Source organism: Arthrobacter sp. D3-16 (assembly GCF_054408515.1).
The window spans coordinates 1,207,695-1,227,802 of sequence record NZ_CP096437.1 but is presented as its reverse complement, the minus strand read 5'-3'; the positions used below and the strand labels follow the sequence as shown (position 1 = coordinate 1,227,802).

Sequence of the window (20,108 nt, the reverse complement as noted above, 5' to 3'; positions counted from 1 at the left end):
CCGCCTTGGTCCAGGGCTTGCTGCAACCGCCGGCTACAGCGACTCCAGCGCGGCGGCAACGGGCAGCGAGCCGTCGCAGAATTCAATGGTCCGGCCTGCTGTCTCCGGCAGGTCCAGCACCGCTGCTGCCACGATGGCAGTGTTGCTGCGCGACGTTCCCCGGTCTCCCTCCCCCGGGCTGGGATCCACGGTGATCAAACCCGTGCCCGGCTTGTCCGTGAGGGTGCCCGGCCCCAGGATGGTCCAGGCGAGGCCGCTTCCGCGGAGATAGTCGTCAGCGGCGGCTTTCGCCTCGGCGTAGGCAAAAAAGCCATTGCTCTCCGGCACACCGTGATCCTTGCGGGCACCCAGGTAGGAGACCATCACGTACCGGTCCACTCCCGCCTGGGCTGCCGCATCCATCGACCGGATGGCTGCGTCCCTGTCAACGGCGTAGGTCCGGGCGGGGTTCCCGCCGCCTGCGCCCGCTGACCAGACGACGGCGTCGTGGCCCTTCAGCGACTCGGCGATGGCCGCCGTCGTCGAATTCTCGATGTCAAGGACCGACGGCGTTGCGCCCGTTTGCGCGACCTCCCCCGCGTGGTCCGGGTTGCGGAAGAACGAGGTGACGCTGTGGCCCTCTTCCGTGAGCAGGGTGGACAGGTGCAGGGCCACTTTGCCGTGGCCGCCGATGATTGCGATTCGGGTCATTGCCCCATTCTGCTCCCCCATCCCCCGGACGCCATATCCCGGCGTGGCGACCCGAAGAGGATCAGGAGACAGTGCGGTAGCTGAGGTACACCACCCCGTTGCGGAACCTCCGCTCGTCCTGGAGCTCAAGCCGCAGGTTCAGCCCGTCCGGCAGGAACCGCAAGCCGCCTCCCACTGCCACCGGGTTGAGGAAGATCCGGCACTCGTCCACCAACCCCGCCCCGAGTGCCCTGGCTGCCAGGGTGGAGCCGCCAATGCCAATGCTGCCCCTGCTGCTCTCCTTCAGGTCCCGGATGGCATCGGGTTCGAAAGAGCGCTGGACTGTTGTCCTGGCGGTCAGCGGGGCGTCCAACGTCGTGGAGAAAACCACTTTGTCCGCTGCCCGCCAGATGCGCCCGTAGTCCTGGATGACGGGCGGATCATCGGTTCCGCCCAGGGTCTCCCACACGGACAGGACCTCGTACATGCGCCGCCCCAGAAGGTACGTGCCGGCGTCGCGCTCCAGGTTGTTGACGAAGGCGTGGACTTCCTCGTCAGGGGCACTCCAGTCGAAGTTGCCATTCCGGTCGGCAACGTATCCGTCCAGGGAGGTGATGCCCGTGTAGATCAGCTCAGCCATGGGCTCATTCTGCCTGCACTTCAGCGGTCCCGTAAGACCACTGCTTCCTCCCGGCAGGACTACCCGGTTCCGGATGTCCGCCGCTCCCGGACGAAAAACTGCTGCCCCATGGTCCAGAGGTTGGTGACCGTCCAGTAAACCAGGACGCCGATGGGGAAGAAGACCCCGCCCAGTGCGAACACCACCGGGAGGATGTACAGAAGCATTTTTTGCTGCCGCATCAAGGGGCTGCCGGCGTCCGCTGACGGCACAGTCCTCGCCATCACCATTTTTTGTGTGATGAACTGCGCCGCCATCATGGCAAGGATCATCAGGAGGGTCAGCACCATAACGGCTGTCTGGTTGCCGCTGCCGCCATGCAGCACTGAGGCCGTCAATGGTGCGCCGAAGATGCTGGACTGGTCGAACTGCACCACCTGGTCGTGGCTCATGGAGCCTGTTCCCTCACCCTGCGCTGCCCGGGTGCTGATGCCGGCGAGGACCTGGTACAGCGCGAAGAAGAACGGCACCTGGATCAGCAGGGGCAGGCAGGCGGAGAAGGGGTTGGTCCCGTGCTTCTTGTATAAGGCCATCTGCTCCTGCGCCATCGACTGGCGGGAGAGCTGATCGGTTCGGCCTTTGTACTTTTCCTGCAGCGCCTTCAGGTCCGGCTGCAGCAGCCGCATCCGGCGCTGGGCGTCGACCTGCTTCAGGAACACGGGAATCAGGGCGGCGCGGATCAATAAAACCAGACCGGTGATGGACAGGGCCCATGTCCATCCGCTGGCGGGAGGCATGCCCATGGCGCTCAGCCCGTCATGGATGCCGACCATAACGACGGACACCAGCCATCTGAACGGCACCATCACCGCGTCAAAGAAGTCCATGCGTTTCCCCCGTCGGTCAGATGCGGCAAAGCTACGGGGAAACAGGGAACTTGTCACGCTTCGGCCCGGCCGGGGCCGCCGGGAGTCCCGGGAGCCGGGAACGGCTGGCGGAAATACAAACAAAAGCGGGGGCCGGCGAAGTACGCCGGCCCCCGCAGGACCTTCCGTGGATCTTAGGACTGGTCCGCCTGTTGCTACTGCTTTACGAGCGCGTTGCCGTAGCCAGCGTCGCACTTTCCGTCATGGATAACGCCGGCCCCCGGCGCCACTGCATAGTTGCTTGCCGGGTTGAAAACAGCAGTGTTGACGTTTGTCACCTTGCGGGCGCAGGCGTCGGCAGCTTCAGCATTCACGCTCTGGCCGCCGATCCACATATCAATCCAGATGGTGGAGTTGGTGCCGTGGACATTGGTGCCCTGGTGGCAGGGTCCGCCCTGCGGATCCCTGCCGTCGCCGCAGGTGTCTTCAACGATGAAGTAGCGCCGGACGTCCGGAAGGTAGATGCGGGTGCCGGCCGGGAAGTCGAGCACATCCTGGCCGGTGGCAAGGGAGTGCCCCACGGCGATGGTGATCGGGTCCTCATAGGTGCCGGTGCCCCCGGCAGTTTTGTGCAGTACCGGGTGGCTGATGGCAGACGAGCCTGCTGGGGTGTTGTCGTACCAGGTGTACGCCGTTGTGTACGTGGTAGTGACAATCCGCTCCGAGGACGACGACGGGACGGCCGGGGCCGCTTGCTGCTTGGGGGCCGCGGGCGCCGCGGGGACAGCGGAGGGCGCGGCGGGAGCGGGACCCGCCACTGGCAGCCTGCTCGCTGCCTGCTCCATTGCGGCTGCATCCTTAGCCTTTGCCGCGGCGGCTGCATCAGCCTTCTTTGCTGCTGCGTCGGCCTCGGCCTTCTGGGCCTTCTCTGCCGCCATGGCTTTCTCGGCCTTCTCAGTTGCGGCGGCTGCCTCGGCCTTTTTGGCCTTCTCCGCGGCGACCTTCTCCGCGGCGGCACGCTGGCTGGTCCCCACCTCGGAGGACTTGTCGCCCCAGGTGCTGGAGCTTGCTTCAAGGCCGGCGTTCGCAGGAACGGCTGACTGTGAGGGTGAGTTTGGGGCGCCCGTTACGGCCCCACACGCCGATGTGGCGAGAAGAACCGAAAGCATACCGGCGGCAAGCAGACTATTTCTGCGCATGGAAAACAAAGCCTCTTCATGGGAGTGCGGAAAGGGCAGTCGCTGGGGTGTCCTGCCCGGAGTTGGTCACGGTCTGCGGAACACAAAAGGCGCTGCCACCTGGGGACGTACCACACGCAAAAGCGTTCAGGACGCTTTCGTCGGGCGTGTGCGCCGACCGGTTACCTAAACGTTACAACGACGGGCAGGGAAGTAGCTAATCGGTGCGAGAGGGCGTTTCGCGGGTTGCTCCCCCCTACTACCCGCCCGTAGCGTAGCGCCGCGTTTTGGAGCAGGAGCATACTGAATACGCCGCTCCAGTCGATGGACGATGTACCGTCCGGGCGGCTCCTTCACCGGCAGTTCCCGGGGAACTCTGCCGGCATCTTGGCGAAGGCGGGACTCCCTTCCCACGCTTCGCATCCCTTCAACAGAAAATATCGGTCTCAGAGGGGTAGAAGATCAACGATGAATCGCACCAGGACGGGGCTACTGTCGATGGCCACCGCTGCAGTGCTTGCCTTGGGACTTGCTCCCGGAACGGCGGTCGCGCATGGAGGCTCCGGGCACGGGGGCGCAGACCACAGCGATGACTGGCGGAACAATGACGATCAGCGCCGGCTGGTCAAGATCCTGCGCCACGTTACCTATGACTATCGGTGGCTGGAGAACGCAGAGAGGGATGGCTACAAAAAAATCACTGAATGCATCGAGAAACCCGGCGTGGGGGCAATGGGCTTCCACTACGCGAAGCAGGAACTGATCGACGACAAGACCCAGGCCCGAAAGCCTGAGGTTTTGGTGTACATGCCGAACAAGTACGGGCGGTACAAGCTGGTAGCCGTGGAATTTATATCGACGGCGGCGCACCGGCCTTCGATTGCCGGCGTCAAGTTCGACGACGGGCCGTTCCCCAAGTCCTTCGCGCTCCACGCCTGGGTATGGAGGGATAACCCGCATGGCATGTTCGCAGCCTACAACCGGGACCTGAGCTGCCCGAAGTAAGTGCCCTGCCGGCAGGTCACGCTCGACGCGGCTGGACGCCAACCCGCAAACAAAACAAAAGCAGGTCAGGGGCTGAAGCCTCTGACCTGCTGCTTTGGTAGCGGTGGGGAGGCTCGATCTCCCGACCTCACGATTATGAGTCGTGCGCTCTAACCAACTGAGCTACACCGCCACGAATGAGAAAAACCTGTGCCAAGCCGGTCAAAACCGCCTTGACACAGGCCCTCATTCAGAGCCCCCCACCGGAATCGATCCGGTGACCTCGTTCTTACCAAGAACGCGCTCTACCACTGAGCTAGGGGGGCAACGAGTAAATACTCTACCGGAAGATTCCACCACCAACAAATCGGCGTCCGGGCGGGTGGGGAGGGGTTGGAACAGGTGCCTGACGAGCGCGCTATCGGCCGGAAATAGCCGGAAAACCAAGGAAAATCGACACCTCCCAGCCGGCGCAGGCGGCACCGGCCAGAGCCTTTCCCAAGGACCCGGCACAAGAATGTGTCGATCCCCACACTCAGGCAGGAGGTGTCAGGCGTCACGGCGACGCCCTCCGCCGTCGTCGGTCGAGAGCCGTTAAACGCCGGTGGGCCGGCTCGAAAGCCGGCCCACCGGGGGAACGTGTCAGACTGGCTGACGATTTACCACTTGCCCTTGCGGTTGAAGTCGCGCTGTCCGCCTTCGTTGCCGTGGCGGGGCTTGCGGGAGCCGTCGCCGTGGCCGGCGAAGCGGGAATCGCTGGCCTGGCCGCGGGTGGCACCGCTGTCAGCGCTGAAGGAACGCTCGCTGTACGAGCGGCCGCCGCGGTCGGCGGAGCTGCGCTCGCCGTCGTTCTTCCGGAATTCCTTTTTGAACCCGCCGTTGCCCTTGAAGTTGCCGCCACGGTCGCCGCCGCGGTTGCCTTGGTAGGCGCCGCGGTCGCCGGAGGGCTTGCGTCCATTGTCCAGCTCGAGGTGGATCAGCTCGCCGCCGATCCTGGTGCGGGACAGGGCACGCAGCTGCTCGGGGCTGAGGTCCGCCGGCAGCTCCACGAGGGAGTGGTCCGAGCGGATGTCGATGCCGCCGATCTGGGCCGAGGAGATGCCGCCCTCGTTGGCGATGGCGCCCACGATGGAGCCGGGCATAACGCGCTGGCGGCGTCCCACGGCAATCCGGTACGTGGCATTGCCCTCGGTGAGCGTACGGGTAGGCCCGCGGGAGCCGAAGCCGTCCTTGGAGCGCTCGCGCTTCTGGAACTCAGGAGCTGCAGGCAGTTCCTTGACCAGCAGCGGCTGCCCGCCCTGCGCCATAACAGCCAGGGCCGCAGCGATCTCCGCAGCCGGAACGTTGTGCTCTTCCTCGTAGGAGGCGATGAGGTCGCGGAACGCGGCGACGTCCTCAGAAGCGAGGGTCTCCGTGATGCGCTCGGCGAACTTGCCCAGCCGCAGCGTGTTCACGGTTTCCGCAGTCGGCAGGTGCATCTGCTCCACCGGCTGGCGGGTTGCCTTCTCGATGGAACGCAGCAGGTACTTCTCCCGCGGCGTCATAAAGAGGATGGCGTCGCCGGAACGGCCTGCGCGGCCGGTGCGGCCGATGCGGTGGACGTAGGACTCGGTGTCGTGCGGGATGTCGTAGTTGATCACGTGGCTGATCCGCTCGACGTCGAGGCCGCGGGCGGCGACGTCGGTAGCAACGAGGATGTCGATGCGGCCTTCCTTCAGCGCGTCGACGGTCCGCTCACGCTGCTGCTGCGGAATGTCGCCGTTGATGGCGGCAGCCTGGAAACCGCGGGACTTCAACTTGTCAGCCAGGTCCTCGGTTGCCATCTTGGTGCGAACAAAGGCGATCACGCCGTCGAACTCTTCAACCTCGAGGATGCGGGTCATGGCGTCGAGCTTGTGCGGGCCCATGACCTGCAGGTACCGCTGGCGGGTGTTGGCGCCGGTGGTGGTCTTGGACTTGACGGAAATCTCGGCCGGGTTGTTCAGGTACTGCTTGGACATGCGGCGGATCTGGCTCGGCATGGTTGCGGAGAACAGCGCCACCTGGCGGTCCGACGGCGTCTGCTGGAAGATCTGCTCAACGTCCTCGGCGAAGCCCATGCGCAGCATCTCGTCAGCCTCGTCCAGCACCAGGTACTGGAGTTCGGACAGGTCCAGGGAACCCTTGGAGATGTGGTCGATCACGCGGCCCGGGGTACCCACAACAACCTGGGCACCGCGGCGCAGGCCTGCGAGCTGCGGGCCGTAGGCGGAGCCGCCGTAGACGGGCAGGACGGTGAAGTCGTCAATGTGCTTGGCGTAGGAGGTGAAGGCCTCCGCTACCTGGAGCGCGAGCTCGCGGGTGGGTGCCAGCACCAGGGCCTGGGTCTTGCGGGACGGGCCGTTGAGGTCGTGGAGTTCGGCCAGGCGGGACAGGGCCGGTACTGCGAATGCTGCAGTCTTACCGGTGCCGGTCTGGGCGAGGCCAACAACGTCGCGGCCTTCCAGCAGCAGCGGAATGGTTGCTGCCTGGATGGGGGACGGCTTCTCGTAGCCGACGTCCTGCAGGGCGGCGAGCACGCGGCCATCAATGCCGAGGTCGGCGAACTTGATGCCTTCTTCATCCTCGGTGTTGGCTGCGGGGGCCTGCTCAGCGTTGGCTGCGGGAGCGGCCGGTGCTTCTACGGAAGCTTCGGCTGCGGTGGCGGGCTCTGCTGCGGGAACAGCGGCCTCGGTGAATTCGACGGCGGCGGTTTCGGCGGTTGCCGCTTCGAAGGTGGAGTCGTTTTGATTTTCGGGCATAGGGAAATATTCCTCATCCATAGGGGGCCAGGCGGCACTACCCGAGGTGAGCGGAGCCGCAGTACGTGTGCCGTGGGTGCCGGGCAAACGTTGACCGGCCGGTCACATAGAAGTCCGGCGCTTTCGCAATCCCGTGGCAGGACTTCCCGCTGCATCTCTTGGCTGCTATCCCAGCAGTCTGTACAGCGTTTTCTTTAGCCGGCTCTCCCTATGAAAATGCCCGCATCGCATGTGCGGGCCCCAACACTTGCCAGTCCTGCCTCAAAAATTGGGCAGGAATAAGGGATTTCCGGAGTGGGGGATATTTCAAGTGTAGGGCACGCACCCGCCCCGGCGGTAATTGGGGCCACGACGGCGGCGGTGAGCTTGCCCACACGGCTCCCCTACCAGCCACCTGGGTGTGCTGTTAGCGGGCCAACTGCCGTTCCAGCGCCGCGAACTTCTGCTTGAATTCAGGCTGCTGCAGCCGGATCTCGCCGTCGGCGTCGGCGTCACGCAATGCTTCCATGGACTCAAGGTCCGGCTTGCTGAACCACTTGCCCACGGTGACCCCGTGCCTGGGAACGTACGTCCGGTGGATATGGTCCCCTGCCCGGATGGTGCCAACGCGGATCACCCGGAGGTAGGCGCCCACCCTGCCCTCACCTGTGAAGCGTTTGACGAACTGCGGCTCACCCAGCCGCCGCTGGAAGGTAGCGCAGGGTGTACGCGGGGACGTAACTTCCACTTCCACGTCGAGGCCGATCTTCCAGCGTTCGCCGATCACCGCCGCGGTGGCGTCGATTCCGGCAACGCGCAGGTTCTCACCGAAAATGCCTGCCGGCAGGTCGCGCTGGAGCTCAGCCGCCCAAAAGTCGGCGTCCGCCTGGGAGTAGGCGTAAAGGGCCTGGTCCGGTCCGCCGTGGTGGACCCGGTTCGCCTGGATGTCGCCCTGCAGGCCCAGCTTGTGCACCTTCACCGGCCCCTCCACCGCACGCTTGTCGATGGCCGTTACACCCACGCTGGAGGCATCCGGGACGAGCTGGTAGACACGGCAGACGGCAAGCACAGAAGCGGTTTCCATGGGACCAGTGTAGGTTTCCGGCGCTGCCCGTGGCGGCTACCCCGCCATGGGGAGTTCTCCCGGCTTTCCTGCTCGCAGCAGCAGGCTGCAGGGACTACGCTGATTTGAGGATTGCAATTGGGGGTGCAGCGCTGTGCCCAATTCACGTGGACAACTGAGGGGGACGCCGTGGACCCGAACAAGGACCCGGAGCACGATCCAGCTAGGGGCGATAGCCGGCAGGCCGGTGCGGCGGGCAGCTCCGGTGCTGCAGCAGACGGCACCCCGGCGCCGGACGCCCCCAAGCCTCCCCCGTGGCAGGTACCCAAACCGGAGCTGCGCCCGGAACTCCTGAACGAACCAGTCACCCCGGTGGACCCCTTTGCCCGTGACCGGGAGAAGCAGCAGACCGAGGCGGTGGCACGGAAGAAGCGCTCCCAGCGCCGCACCGTAGTGGTGGGCCTGGGGGTGACGGCCCTGCTGGCCGGCACCATCACAGCAGTTGTGGCCAGTAACAAGGACGAGCCGGAGTACGCACAGGTGTGCTTCAACGACGAAACCGGCGAGCGCGTCGAGGATACCAACTGCAACAGCTCCGCCGGCCGGGGCGGCGGCATCTACGCCTGGTACTTCTTTTCCCGCGGCGCATTTGTCCCTGCCGTGGGACAGAACCGTTCCACGGCACCCAACTACACCCGGACGGCGCCCAGCGGCGCCAAGGCCTCCACCGGCTACAGCACCAAGGGCGGCACCGTCAGCCGGGGCGGCTTCGGCACCAGCGCCAAAAGCGGCACCAGTGGCGGCGGCGGCAAGGTTTCGGGGGGTTAGGCGTGAAGCGGAAGTTGATCGAGCCCAGGCCCGGGTGGAAGCAGAAGATTGAAGAACAAGGCCTGGTGTTCTCCACCACCACCATGCCGGACGGCCGCAGGATCGAGTACTGGAACGAGGCCGCTTACTACGAGTTCACCCTGGACGAGGTGGAGACCCTCGAGGCAACGGCCGAGGATATGCACAAGATGTGCCTGGAGGCCGCCCGGTTCCTGGCTACCGGCGCCATGGGTGACATTGGCATCGGCCAGCAGGCCCTCGAGCTGGCCGCGGAATCATTGCAGGCCGGCGATTTCGATGTTTACGGCCGGTTCGACTTCATTTACGACGGGCAGGGCGGGCCCGCCAAGATGCTCGAGTACAACGCGGACACCCCTACCGGCCTGATCGAGGCCTCCGTAGCGCAGTGGTTCTGGCTGCAGGACGTCTACCCTAAAAAGGACCAGTGGAACGGTATCCATGAAGCGCTGATCCGGCAGTGGAAGAAGATGCAGTACCGCACCGGCATGAGCACCCTCCATGTTGCGCACTCCGAGGTTGAGGAGTCCGGTGAGGACTGGATGACGGCGGCCTACATGCGGGACGTGGCCAGCCAGGCGGGTTGGACCACCATCGGGATCAACATGTCCGATATCGGCTGGGACCCCAACCTGAACCGCTTTGTGGACCTGGACAACTTCATGATCAGCACCCTGTTCAAGCTCTACCCGTGGGAGCTGATGATGAAGGAACCCTTCGGACCCCGCCTCCTTGAGCGTGCCCACAATCCCCGCTGGGTTGAACCCGCCTGGAAGATGCTGCTCTCCAACAAGGCACTCCTCGCCGCACTGTGGCACCTGTTCCCTGGTCATGCCAACCTGCTGCCGGCGTACTTGAACGAACCTGGGCCGCTCAAGGAATGGGTGGCCAAACCGCTGCACGGCCGCGAAGGCGACAACATCAAGATCCACGCCCAGGGCATCAGCCTGGAACAACCCGGCGGATACGGCCGCGAAGGCTGGTGCTACCAGCAGTACCATCCGCTGCCGGACTTCGACGGCAACCATCCCGTCCTCGGCCTCTGGGTGGTGGATGGTGAGTCGGTGGGCTGCGGGATCCGCGAATCGGACGGCCCCATCACCGACTATTTCTGCAGGTTCGTGCCCAACACCATTGACGCCCCGGCCCCGCTCTCGGCCGCGGCCCACTCCAGCAAAGCAGGTATCGCACTATGACTCCGGTGACACTATGAGCACAGAAACCACGACGGCGGGAGGACCGGGCAGCGGGCCTGGCACCTCCGTTCCGCCCAAGGGGCTCCGCGCCGGCATCCTGGACCTGGGCGACTCCGTCATGCTGGGCCTGGCCTCGACGGCGCCGGTGTATTCGCTGGCGGCCACGCTGGGCCTCATTGTTGCCGTAAACGGCAACTACACTCCCCTGATCCTGCTGCTCGGCTTTATCCCCGTCCTGTTCATCGCCTACGCATTCCGCGAACTCAACAGCGCAATACCGGACTGCGGCACCACCTTCACCTGGTCCCGGCGGGCCTTTGGACCCTGGGCCGGATGGCTGGGCGGCTGGGGTGTTGCGCTTGCCGGCATCGTGGTCCTGGCCAATCTCGCGCAGGTGGCGGGCCAGTACCTGTGGCTTCTGGTGGGTGACGGCTCGCTGGCTGAAAACAAGGTGGTAGTTACCGCCACAGGTGTCCTGTTCATCGCTGTAATGGCGTGGGTGAACTACCGGGGAATCCGGCTGGGCGAACACGTGCAGCGGGTGCTGACCTACGTGCAGTACATCGCGCTGGGCATCTTTGCGCTGGCGATCGTGATGCGGATTGTCGGGGGCGCACCGGAGGGGCAGCCTTTCGATTTCGAGTGGTTCAACCCCGCCGGGGCGTTCGCCGATCCGGGCGCAGTAATCCACGGCGCGCTGCTTGCACTCTTTATCTACTGGGGCTGGGACACCTGCCTGGCGGTCAATGAGGAAACCGAAAACCCCTCCACCACCCCCGGCCGCGGTGCAGTGATCTCCGCCTTCATCCTGGTGGCCATCTACGTCTCCGTCGCGCTCCTGGTCATGATGTACGCCACCGTGGGCTCTGAAGGCGTCGGCCTGGGCAACGAGGCCAACCAGGACGATGTCTTCCTGGCCATGAAGGATGTGGTCCTAGGCCCCTGGGGCTGGCTGATCGTCGTCGCAGTCCTCGCTTCGGTGCTCTCCTCCACCCAGACCACTATCCTGCCCACCGCCCGCGGCACCCTGTCCATGGGAGTGCACGGCGCCCTGCCGGCCAAGTTCGGCGAGGTGCACCCGAAGAACCAAACCCCGGGTTTCTCCACCCAGGTCATGGGCGCGGCGGCGATTGCCTACTACGTTGCCATGAGCTTCCTTAGCGAAAACCTGCTTTCCGACTCCATCAGCGCGATCAGCCTCTTCATCGCCTTCTACTACGCCCTCACCGGCTTCGCCTGCTTCTGGTACTTCCGGGGTACTTTGCGGCACTCGGCACGTAACCTCTGGTTCCGGGGCATCCTGCCCCTGGTGGGCGCGCTGCTGCTGACGGCTGCGTTCTTCATCTCGGCCGTGCAGATGTGGGATCCGGCGTATGGCGACACCCGGATTTTCGGCGTCGGCGGGGCGTTCATCAGCGGTGTGGTGCTGCTGGCACTCGGAGTGGTGCTCGCCGTCGTCTGCCGGTTCCTGCCGGCAACCCGCGGCTACTTCACCGGCAGGACTCCCGCCAGAACGGGCTAGGCGGAGAAGCCGCCGTCGGCTTTGATGAGCTGGCCGGAGACCCAGCGGCCAGCCGGCGAGAGCAGGAACGCTGCGGTACCGGCGACATCGGCAGGAGTGCCCAGGCGGCCGGTGGGCTGGCGTTCGACGACGGCCTGCCGGATGTCGTCATCCATCCAGCCCGTGTCCACCGGCCCCGGATTGAGGACGTTGGCCGAGATGCCCTGCGGTCCCAGTTCCCGTGCCGCCGCGATAACGATCCTGTCCAGCGCCCCCTTCGAGGCGCCGTAGGGAAGGTTGAAGGCTGTGTGGTCACTGGTCAGCGCAACGATCGCACCGCCGTCGGCCGTTGCCTGCCGCGCGAAGGCGGCAATCAGCTGCCAGCTGGCCCGCGTGTTGACGGCGAAATGCCGCTCGAAGGATGCCAGGCTGGTGTCCAGGATCCCTGAGTCCACGGATTCCGCATGGCTGAGCACCATCCCCTGCAGCGGCCCCGCAAGCGTGACCGCCTCCGCTACCAGGCGGTCCGGGACGTCGGGGTCCTCCAGGTTGGCGGGCAGCGAATGGACGCGGGCGCCGATCGCTTCCAGCTCGGCAGTCAAACGGACGACGTCGTCCGGCTCGCTCCCCCAAGGCATCCGGGCGTCGTAGTCCTGCCAGTACGCCAGCACCAGGTCCCAGCCTTCAGCGGCAAGCTGGCGGGCGATGCCGGCGCCGATGGAGGCAAGCCGGCCCGCGCCGGTAACCAGGGCTACGTTGCGGACAGGGCCTTCGGCAGGGGTTTCCATGGGATCAGCGTACTGGCCGGATGCGTCGGGCCTGGCTAGGTTGCAGCGCTGGCGGGGACGGTTTCGCGGGAGCTGCCGTGCTTTCGGATGGTGGCGCTGATGACTGCGGCGACGGTGCATATAGCCGCAGCGCCGAACCAGGCATAGGTGTACTGTCCGGTGGCGTCCCTGATGGCACCGGCGCCCAGTGCCGCTGCTGCCGCTCCGAGCTGGTGGGCCGCGAAGACCCATCCGAACACCACGCTGCCGTCCGCGCCGAAGGTTTCCCGGCAGATGGCCGCTGTCGGCGGGACAGTGGCCACCCAGTCCAAACCATAGATCACCACAAAGACAATCATGCTGGGCTGGACTTCGGCACTCAGGAGCAAGGGCAGCACCAGCAGTCCGATCCCGCGGAACTGGTAATAGACGGCGAGCAGGATCCGGGGGTTGAACCGGTCCGTCAGCCAGCCGGAGGCGATGGTGCCCACGATGTCAAAGATACCGACCACGGCGAGCAGGCCGGCTGCGGTGGTTTCGGGCATCCCATGGTCGTGCGCGGAGGGAATGAAGTGGGTGCCAATCAGCCCGTTGGTGGTGGCACCACAGATCGCGAACCCGGCCACCAATGCCCAGAACGTCCTAACGCGGCTGGCCCTTTTGAGGACCTGCAGCGCCCGTACCGCGGCGTTGCTTCGCGGCCCGGAATCCTCCACCCGGGACTGCGGCAGCACCTCACCGGCAGGCGCAGTTTCGCCGTAAGGCAAGGCGCCGACGTCGGCCGGGGAGTTCTTGAGGAACTTCAGCACCAGCGGGACCACGGCCAGCGCTCCGGCAGCGATCAGCAGGGATGCCTGGCGCCAGCCCGGATCCTGGGCCAGCGTGGCGATAAACGGCAGGAAGACCAGCTGGCCGGCAGCGCTGCCGGCGGTGAGGATGCCGATCACCAGTCCGCGGCTCCTGACGAACCAGGTGTTGGCAATGGTGGCGGCGAAGACCAGCGCCATGGACCCGGTGCCTAGGCCGATCAGCAGACCCCACGTCAGCAGGATCTGCCAGGACTGGTTCACCAGCACGGTGAGGGCGCTGCCCGTGCCGATCAGGACCAGCGCGATGGCCGTGACTGCCCGGATGCCGAACCGCTCCATGAGCGCAGCAGCAAATGGCGCCGTCAGCCCAAAAAGGACCAGGTTGATGCTGACGGCAGCCGACAAAACGGTGGTGGACCAGCCGAACTCCTCCTGCAGCGGCACCATCAGGACTCCTGGTGCGGCCCGGAAGCCGGCGGCACCCACGAGGGCAAGGAAGGCTACGGCGGCAACGGTCCAGGCAGGGTGAAAGCGCCGGGGCCGCCGATGGGGCTTGGTGAGTACGGAATCGGATACCTCCAGCCGCGCCTTCATCTAGGGAATGGACGCGAATGCCTGGTCGAGGTCGGCCACCAGGTCCTCCACGTCCTCGATGCCGCACGACAGTCGGAGCAGGTTCACCGGCACCGCCAGTTCGGTGCCCTTAACCGAGGCGTGCGTCATCTCCGACGGGTAATTCATCAGTGACTCGATACCGCCCAGCGACTCCGCCAGGATGAACACCTTGGTGGACTCTGCCACCTTTCTTGCGGCAGCTTCACCCCCCTTGAATTGCACCGACACCATGCCGCCGAAATTCCGCATCTGCTTCCTGGCCAGTTCATGGCCCGGGTGCGACGGCAGCCCCGGGTAGAGGACGCTTTCTACCTCAGGACGTTCCAGCAGCCACTCCGCCACCGCCTGGCCATTGAGGCTGTGCCGGTCCATCCGGACGCCCAGCGTCTTGAGCCCGCGGGTAGTGAGGAAGGCGTCCAGGGGACCCGAGACGGCTCCCACGGCAAACTGAAGAAAACCGATCTTTTCGGCCAGTTCAGCGTCCTTGACGATGACGGCGCCGCCCACCACGTCCGAATGGCCGCCGATGTACTTGGTGGTGGAGTGGACCACGACGTCGGCACCCAGGGCGAGCGGTGTCTGCAGGTAGGGGGACGCAAAGGTGTTGTCGACGATCAGGAGGGCGCCGGCGTCGTGCGCTATGCCGGCGAGCGCGGCAATGTCCGTGATCTTCATGAGCGGGTTGGACGGCGTTTCCACCCAAAGCAGGCGTGCCTTGTTGGCCACAACGGCCTGCTGGACGCTGTCCAGGTCAGCCATGTCCACGGGAGTGTTGCCTATCCCCCAGGGACCGAGCACCCGGCTGATGAGCCGGTAGGTGCCGCCGTAGGCGTCGTTGCCCAGCACGATGTGGTCCCCTGGCCCGGTCAGGGCGCGGATCAGGGAGTCCTCCGCCGCGAGGCCGGAACCGAAGCTGAAGGCATGCGTTCCCAACTCCAGCGCTGCCAGCTGTTCCTGCAGCGCATCCCGGGTAGGGTTGCCGCCGCGGCTGTACTCGTAGCCTTCGCGGAGGCCACCTATGCCGTCCTGCGCATAAGTGGTGGCGAAATGCACGGGCGGCACTACGGCACCGGTACGCGGCTCGAAATCCTGGCCGGCATGGACAGCACGGGTATTGAAGCCGTGATTCTCGGAGAAGGACATGATGCTCCTTTGTCGCGGTGTTGCAGTTTCAGTTGCTGAGGTAGGCCAGGAGGTCGTGGCGGGTGAGGATCCCCACGGGAGCGCCCACAAAGGTGACCATCACCGTGTCCACGTCCGAGAGCAGCTCCCTGGCGGCCGAGATGGTTTCCAGCGAACCGATCACCGGCAGCCTCGGACCCATATGCTCGGAGATCTTGTCCGTCAGCTTCGCTTCGCCGCGGAACAGCTTGGCAGTGAGGGTCCGCTCATCCACCGCGCCCAGCACCTCGCCCATCACCACCGGCGGCTCCTGGGACAGGACCGGGATATGGCTGACGCCGAACTCGTTCATGATGTTGATGACATCGCGGACCGACTCGTTGGGGTGGATGTGCACCAGGTCCGGCAGTTCGCCGTTCTTGGAGCTGATGACCTCGCCCACGGAGGTCTCCTCGCCGCCGGAGAGGAAGCCGTAGGACCGCATCCACTGGTCGTTGAAGATTTTGGCCAGGTAGCCGCGCCCGGAGTCAGGCAGGATCACGACGACGACGGCGCTTTCCGGCAGGTCCCGCGCCGCCTGCAGGGCGGCCACCACAGCCATGCCTGAGGATCCGCCCACCAGCAGTCCCTCTTCACGGGCCAGGCGCCGGGTCATGGCGAACGAGTCGGCGTCGCTGACGGCGATCACCTGGTCCGGGACGGACTTGTCATAGTTGGCGGGCCACATGTCCTCGCCCACGCCCTCCACGAAGTACGGGCGGCCGGTGCCGCCGGAGTAGACCGAGCCTTCGGGGTCGGCGCCGATGATCCGGACCGTCCCGCCGTCGGAAGCCGGCCGGCCCGCCGAAACTTCCTTGAGGTACCTGCCCACGCCGGTGATGGTGCCGCCGGTGCCGGCGCCGATGACGCAGTGGGTGACCTTCCCGTCAGTATCCCGCCAGATCTCGGGGCCAGTGGTCAGGTAATGGCTGCCGGGCGCTGCGGGGTTGGAGAACTGGTCCGGCTTGTACGCTCCGGGCGTCTCGCGGACGATGCGGTCAGAAACACCATAGTAGCTTTGGGGGCTGTCCGGCGGGACGGCGGTGGGCGTCACCACCACTTCGGCGCCATAGGCCTGCAGCACGGCACGCTTGTCCTCGCCCACCTTGTCGGGCACCACGAAGATGCACTTGTAGCCCTTTTGCTGCGCCACGAGCGCCAGGCCCACACCAGTGTTTCCGGAAGTGGGCTCAACGATGGTGCCGCCGGGCTGCAGCTTGCCGTCCCGCTCGGCATCCTCCACCATCTTCGCCGCGATGCGGTCCTTGATGGATCCCCCCGGGTTCAGGTACTCCAGCTTGACCAGGACTGTGGCTTTGACGCCCTCCGTCACGTGGTTGAGCTTGATTAGCGGGGTATTGCCGATGAGGTCCAGGACGGACTGGGCGTACTTCATGAGTACAAAGCTACCGCTTTCGCAGGTGCATGCCGCTACCCGGCGGCCTGTGCCTGCTCCTCAGCGGGAAGGTTCTCCCACAGGCCCATGACGTTGCCCTCGGTGTCCTTGAAATATGCGAAGGAGCCCATCCCGGGGATGGTTTCCTTCGGCCGCACCACGGCACCGCCCAAAGACTCCACTGTCTTCAGCGTTGCCTCAATGTCCTCAACGTCCACGGTGAGGACGGGGTTCGCCAGGTCTGCCTCCCGGGCCATCATGCCACCGTTGATCGCGCCCGCTTCCGTGGGTTGTCCTGTGGACTCGTCCATGGGCGTAGTGATCACCATGTTGTAGTCCATGCCCGGGACGGGATCGATCCGCCAGCCCAGGACCTCCTTGTAGAAGCCCCTGGCCCGCTCCTGGTCGTCCGCGGGAATTTCGAAATGCACTACTCCACCCATTGTTGCCTCCTGGTTTTTCGAGCCTTCAGTGCAGTGTTCCGCACCACACGGTGGAGTCTAGTCCTCCGTCCGCAGCCCGGTAAGGGCCGCGGACGAGCCGGCAGGAGGGCACGTTGTCGGCCCGCCGTGGGACGATTGGTGCATGACGATCGCAGAGGCACCCGCGCGGCTGGCGGCCGCCGCGGACGCCTCGCTCCGGTGGTATCCGGACGGCCCCTACGACTTGGCCCGGACCCTCGGCCCGCTCCTGCGCGGCACCAGCGATCCATCCTTCAGCGTCCAGGGAAGTGTCATCTGGCATGCCTTCACCACCGAAGAAGGCCCCGCCACGGTCCGTTTCAGCCCGGCCGGCAGCCTGGAGCTGGAGCACCGCGTCGACGTCCAGGGCTGGGGCCCCGGGGCCGCCGCTGCCATCGACTCGGTCCCGCGTCTCCTCGGGGCCGATGACGACTGGCGCGCCTTCGATGAGCCAGCCTTCCACGCCACCCTCCCCCGCATGGTCCGGGAGGCACGACGCCGAAGCCTGGCCCTGCGGCTTCCATCCAGCGGGCGCATGATCGACCAGCTCGTGCCCATCATCCTCGAGCAGAAGGTGACAGTCATCGAGGCGCGGCGGGCCTACCGGTACCTGGTGCACCGGTACGGAACACCGGCGCTGCGGGCAGGCAACTCCACGCCGCCAGGCCTGGTGCTGCCGCCCACGGCCGCCCAATGGCTGCAGGTCCCCAGCTGGGAGTGGCACAAGGCCGGAGTGGGCCCGCAGCGCTCGGCGACGGTCATGCGGGCGCTGCGGTCCGCCGTCGCGCTCGAACGGCTGGCAGCGCTGCCGGCGCTGGAGGCCGCAGCCAAGATGCAGACCATCCCCGGAATTGGCATCTGGACCGCGGCAGAGGTGGTGCAGCGCACCCACGGCTGCCCGGACTCCATCTCCGTGGGCGACTATCACCTCGCTGCCTACGTGGGGGCGGCACTGACGGGCCGCCGGACGGACGATGCCGGCATGCTCCGCCTCCTTGCCCCCTGGGAAGGGCACCGCCAGCGCGTGGTGCGGATGATCCAGGCCAGCGGCTTCCGCAAGCCCACCTTTGGCCCCCGGATGACCATCCAGGACCACCGCCGGCATTAGGCCAGGCGAGCGGGGTCACAACCCCAGCCTGGCCACAGCTTCCTCCCGCATCTCCACTTTGCGGACCTTCCCCGAGACGGTCATGGGAAAGCTGTCCCGGATATCCACATAACGCGGGACCTTGTAGTGGGCCAGCTTGCCCCGGCAGAACTCTGAAACCGCGTTCGCGTCCAGCGGCTCCGCGCCGGGCTTGAGGATGATGCAGGCCATCAGTTCCTCCCCGTACTTGCCGTCAGGCACCCCGATGACCTGCACGTCCTGGATGGACGGGTGGGTGTAGAGGAACTCCTCGATTTCACGCGGATAGATGTTTTCACCGCCCCTGATCACCATGTCCCTAATGCGGCCCTCCACCACCACGTAGCCGTCATCGTCCATCCTGGCCAGGTCGCCGGTGTGCATCCAGCCGTCACCGTCAATCGCCTCGGCCGTTCTCTCCGGCTGGTTCCAGTACCCGGCCATTACGGCGTAGCCACGGGTGCACAGCTCCCCGATCTGCCCGCGCTCCAGGACTTCCCGGGAGCCGGGGTCGATGATCTTGCTTTCCAGGTGCGGCATGGTCCGGCCACTGTTTCCGTGCGGTGCTGCAGGGTATCGCCGTTCCGGGTCATGGTGGACACCGGCGACGTTTCGGTCATGCCGTAGCAGATGGCCACGTCCACCATGTTCATCTCGGCGATAACGCGGTTCATCACCTCAATAGGGCACAACGATCCGGCCATAACCCCGGTGCGGAGGGACGACAGGTCGTAGGAAACAAAGTCGGGCAGTGCGAGCTCGGCGATGAACATGGTGGGCACCCCGTACAGCGACGTCCCGCCGAAGTCCTGCACGGCTTCCAGCGCCGCGGCGGGGTTGAAGCCCCGGCCCGGAATGATGGTGGCGGCCCCGTGGCTCAGCGCGTTCAGGTTGCCGATCACCATGCCGAAACAGTGGTAGAACGGCACCGGAATCACCACCCTGTCATGCTCGGTGTAACCAAGCAGCTCCCCTATGGAGTAGCCGTTGTTGAGGATGTTGTGGTGGGTCAGCGTGGCGCCCTTGGGAAAACCCGTTGTCCCGGAGGTGTATTGCAGGTTGATGGGATCGTGCGGACTGAGTTCAGCCATGCGGGCCCGCAGCCCGGAATGCCCGACGTCGTCCGCCCGCCTCAGCAGCTCGGCGTAGGTCAGCTCCTCGTCACTCAGCGGAACCCCGCCGTCGAGCCCCTCCCCTCCGGCGACAGGGAGGAACACTAATTGACGCAGGTCCGGGCACTCGGCGAGCGCATGCCGTGCCATGGCTACGTAGTCGCTGTGCCGGTCCGAGGGCGCCGTGACCAGCATGCGCATGCCGTTTTGCTTCACCACGAACTCCAGCTCGTGGCTGCGGTAGGCGGGGTTGACGTTGACAAGGATGGCGCCGGCCTTCGCGGTGGCGTACTGCAGGAGCGTCCACTCGGCGCAGTTGGGGCTCCAGATCCCCACCCGGTCACCCTTTTCGATGCCCAGGGCGAGGAGCGCACGCGCCAGCCGGTCGACGTCGTCGTTCATCTTGGTGTAGCTCCAGCGCCGCGCGTCACCGCCGGGCACCGGGGCCGCCTCGATCAGGGCGTCATGGAACGGAAACTTTGCCACCACCCGCTCGAAGTTTCCGCCGATGGTCTCTTCGAGAAGCGGAACGTCAGTGTTCCCGGCTGTGTAAGCACGCATGATGGCACGCTACCAACAGGAACGGGGCAATAGAAGGACATCAAAGCGCAACAGTCGCGCCGGCCGGCGTCAACCGAAGCGGGCCGGCCGGCGGTGGCCGGTATTGTGAAATCCATGACTTCACCCATTGACCTGCAGGCAACGTTCATCCCCAACGACGGCGAGTTTTACCGTGTAAAGCTGGCCCTCGAAATCGCTATCGACGAGGTGGTGAACGAACCCGGCTGCATCCGCTATGAGCTCACCGAAGCCACGGAGCAGAAACTGGTCCTCACGGAGCAGTGGGCGTCGGAGGAGGACCTGGCCAAGCACTCCAACGGCATCGCGGTGCAGGACCTGAACGAATCCCTCAGCGCGCTCCTGGCCGAGCCCGTCAAACTGGAACGCCTCTAAGGGCCATTTACACCGGCTAAAGGCGA

17 protein-coding genes, 2 tRNA genes and 2 pseudogenes are annotated in these 20,108 nt (G+C 65.5%); 6 read left to right on the top strand and 15 right to left on the bottom strand.

Going from position 1 to position 20,108, the window contains the following annotated elements; translation table 11 throughout:
* Positions 1-33: 33 nt before the first annotated feature.
* The 4 genes and pseudogenes from M1D32_RS05905 to M1D32_RS05890 all read right to left on the bottom strand — a co-directional run bounded on the left by M1D32_RS05905 (position 34) and on the right by M1D32_RS05890 (position 3,353).
* Positions 34-690 (bottom strand): SDR family oxidoreductase, encoded by a 657-nt coding sequence (locus M1D32_RS05905; RefSeq protein WP_458781392.1) that lies wholly within the window; start codon positions 688-690, stop codon positions 34-36.
* Positions 691-751: 61 nt separating this feature from the next.
* The gene (locus M1D32_RS05900; RefSeq protein ID WP_458781391.1) at positions 752-1,309 is read right to left on the bottom strand and encodes a dihydrofolate reductase family protein; all 558 of its coding nucleotides are present in this window, start codon (positions 1,307-1,309) and stop codon (positions 752-754) included.
* Between the two features lie 46 nt (positions 1,310-1,355).
* Positions 1,356-2,175: pseudogene (gene yidC / locus M1D32_RS05895) on the bottom strand (membrane protein insertase YidC); the annotation flags it as partial.
* A 194-nt stretch (positions 2,176-2,369) separates the two neighbouring features.
* Positions 2,370-3,353 carry a hypothetical protein gene (locus M1D32_RS05890; protein ID WP_458781390.1) on the bottom strand — a complete coding sequence of 328 codons (984 nt, stop codon included), beginning with the start codon at positions 3,351-3,353 and terminating at the stop codon, positions 2,370-2,372.
* 447 nt (positions 3,354-3,800) lie between these two features.
* Here M1D32_RS05890 and M1D32_RS05885 point away from each other — a divergent pair, with 447 nt between their 5' ends.
* On the top strand, positions 3,801-4,337 hold the full coding sequence (locus tag M1D32_RS05885; RefSeq protein ID WP_458781389.1) for a hypothetical protein: 537 nt from the start codon (positions 3,801-3,803) through the stop codon (positions 4,335-4,337).
* Between the two features lie 95 nt (positions 4,338-4,432).
* Here M1D32_RS05885 and M1D32_RS05880 read toward each other — a convergent pair.
* From M1D32_RS05880 to M1D32_RS05865, 4 genes are all read right to left on the bottom strand, one after another.
* Positions 4,433-4,509, bottom strand: a tRNA-Met gene (locus M1D32_RS05880).
* Positions 4,510-4,570: 61 nt separating this feature from the next.
* Positions 4,571-4,642 (bottom strand) — tRNA-Thr (locus M1D32_RS05875).
* A 333-nt stretch (positions 4,643-4,975) separates the two neighbouring features.
* Complete coding sequence (locus tag M1D32_RS05870) at positions 4,976-7,096, bottom strand: DEAD/DEAH box helicase (RefSeq protein WP_458781388.1); 2,121 nt, start codon at positions 7,094-7,096, stop codon at positions 4,976-4,978.
* Between the two features lie 406 nt (positions 7,097-7,502).
* Positions 7,503-8,159, bottom strand: a complete 657-nt coding sequence (locus tag M1D32_RS05865) for an MOSC domain-containing protein (protein WP_458781387.1) — start codon at positions 8,157-8,159, stop codon at positions 7,503-7,505.
* Between the two features lie 168 nt (positions 8,160-8,327).
* On the opposite strand from M1D32_RS05865, the gene M1D32_RS05860 reads away from it, so the two are divergent.
* The 3 genes from M1D32_RS05860 to M1D32_RS05850 are packed head-to-tail and all read left to right on the top strand — an operon-like array spanning position 8,328 to position 11,702.
* On the top strand, positions 8,328-8,966 hold the full coding sequence (locus M1D32_RS05860; protein ID WP_458781386.1) for a Tat pathway signal protein: 639 nt from the start codon (positions 8,328-8,330) through the stop codon (positions 8,964-8,966).
* Between the two features lie 2 nt (positions 8,967-8,968).
* Complete coding sequence (locus M1D32_RS05855; protein ID WP_458781385.1) at positions 8,969-10,180, top strand: glutathionylspermidine synthase family protein; 1,212 nt, start codon at positions 8,969-8,971, stop codon at positions 10,178-10,180.
* A gap of 13 nt (positions 10,181-10,193) precedes the next feature.
* Positions 10,194-11,702, top strand: coding sequence for an APC family permease (locus M1D32_RS05850; protein ID WP_458781384.1), 1,509 nt, complete (start codon positions 10,194-10,196; stop codon positions 11,700-11,702).
* Here M1D32_RS05850 and M1D32_RS05845 read toward each other — a convergent pair.
* From M1D32_RS05845 to M1D32_RS05825, 5 genes are read right to left on the bottom strand one after another with little or no spacing between them, the layout of a single operon-like run.
* Positions 11,699-12,469, bottom strand: a complete 771-nt coding sequence (locus M1D32_RS05845; RefSeq protein ID WP_458781383.1) for an SDR family oxidoreductase — start codon at positions 12,467-12,469, stop codon at positions 11,699-11,701. The genes M1D32_RS05850 and M1D32_RS05845 overlap by 4 nt on opposite strands.
* 35 nt (positions 12,470-12,504) lie before the next feature.
* The gene (locus M1D32_RS05840; protein WP_458781382.1) at positions 12,505-13,851 is read right to left on the bottom strand and encodes an MFS transporter; all 1,347 of its coding nucleotides are present in this window, start codon (positions 13,849-13,851) and stop codon (positions 12,505-12,507) included.
* Complete coding sequence (locus M1D32_RS05835; protein WP_458781381.1) at positions 13,852-15,015, bottom strand: cystathionine gamma-synthase; 1,164 nt, start codon at positions 15,013-15,015, stop codon at positions 13,852-13,854. It lies immediately after the preceding gene.
* Positions 15,016-15,043: 28 nt separating this feature from the next.
* Positions 15,044-16,429 carry a cystathionine beta-synthase gene (locus M1D32_RS05830; RefSeq protein ID WP_458781380.1) on the bottom strand — a complete coding sequence of 462 codons (1,386 nt, stop codon included), beginning with the start codon at positions 16,427-16,429 and terminating at the stop codon, positions 15,044-15,046.
* Positions 16,430-16,464: 35 nt separating this feature from the next.
* Positions 16,465-16,872: a VOC family protein gene (locus M1D32_RS05825; RefSeq protein ID WP_458781379.1), complete on the bottom strand. Its 408-nt coding sequence runs from the start codon at positions 16,870-16,872 to the stop codon at positions 16,465-16,467.
* A gap of 142 nt (positions 16,873-17,014) precedes the next feature.
* On the opposite strand from M1D32_RS05825, the gene M1D32_RS05820 reads away from it, so the two are divergent.
* Entirely contained in the window at positions 17,015-17,998 is a 984-nt protein-coding gene (locus M1D32_RS05820; protein ID WP_458781378.1) for a DNA-3-methyladenine glycosylase family protein, read from the top strand.
* 15 nt (positions 17,999-18,013) lie between these two features.
* Here M1D32_RS05820 and M1D32_RS05815 read toward each other — a convergent pair whose 3' ends face one another.
* Both M1D32_RS05815 and M1D32_RS05810 read right to left on the bottom strand, forming a co-directional pair.
* The gene (locus M1D32_RS05815; protein WP_458782113.1) at positions 18,014-18,331 is read right to left on the bottom strand and encodes an AMP-binding enzyme; all 318 of its coding nucleotides are present in this window, start codon (positions 18,329-18,331) and stop codon (positions 18,014-18,016) included.
* A gap of 174 nt (positions 18,332-18,505) precedes the next feature.
* Positions 18,506-19,689, bottom strand: a pseudogene (locus M1D32_RS05810) (AMP-binding protein); the annotation flags it as partial.
* 114 nt (positions 19,690-19,803) lie between these two features.
* Between M1D32_RS05810 and M1D32_RS05805 the strand changes: the two are divergent.
* Positions 19,804-20,082, top strand: a complete 279-nt coding sequence (locus tag M1D32_RS05805) for a putative quinol monooxygenase (RefSeq protein ID WP_458781377.1) — start codon at positions 19,804-19,806, stop codon at positions 20,080-20,082.
* The last annotated feature ends 26 nt before the right edge of the window (positions 20,083-20,108 follow it).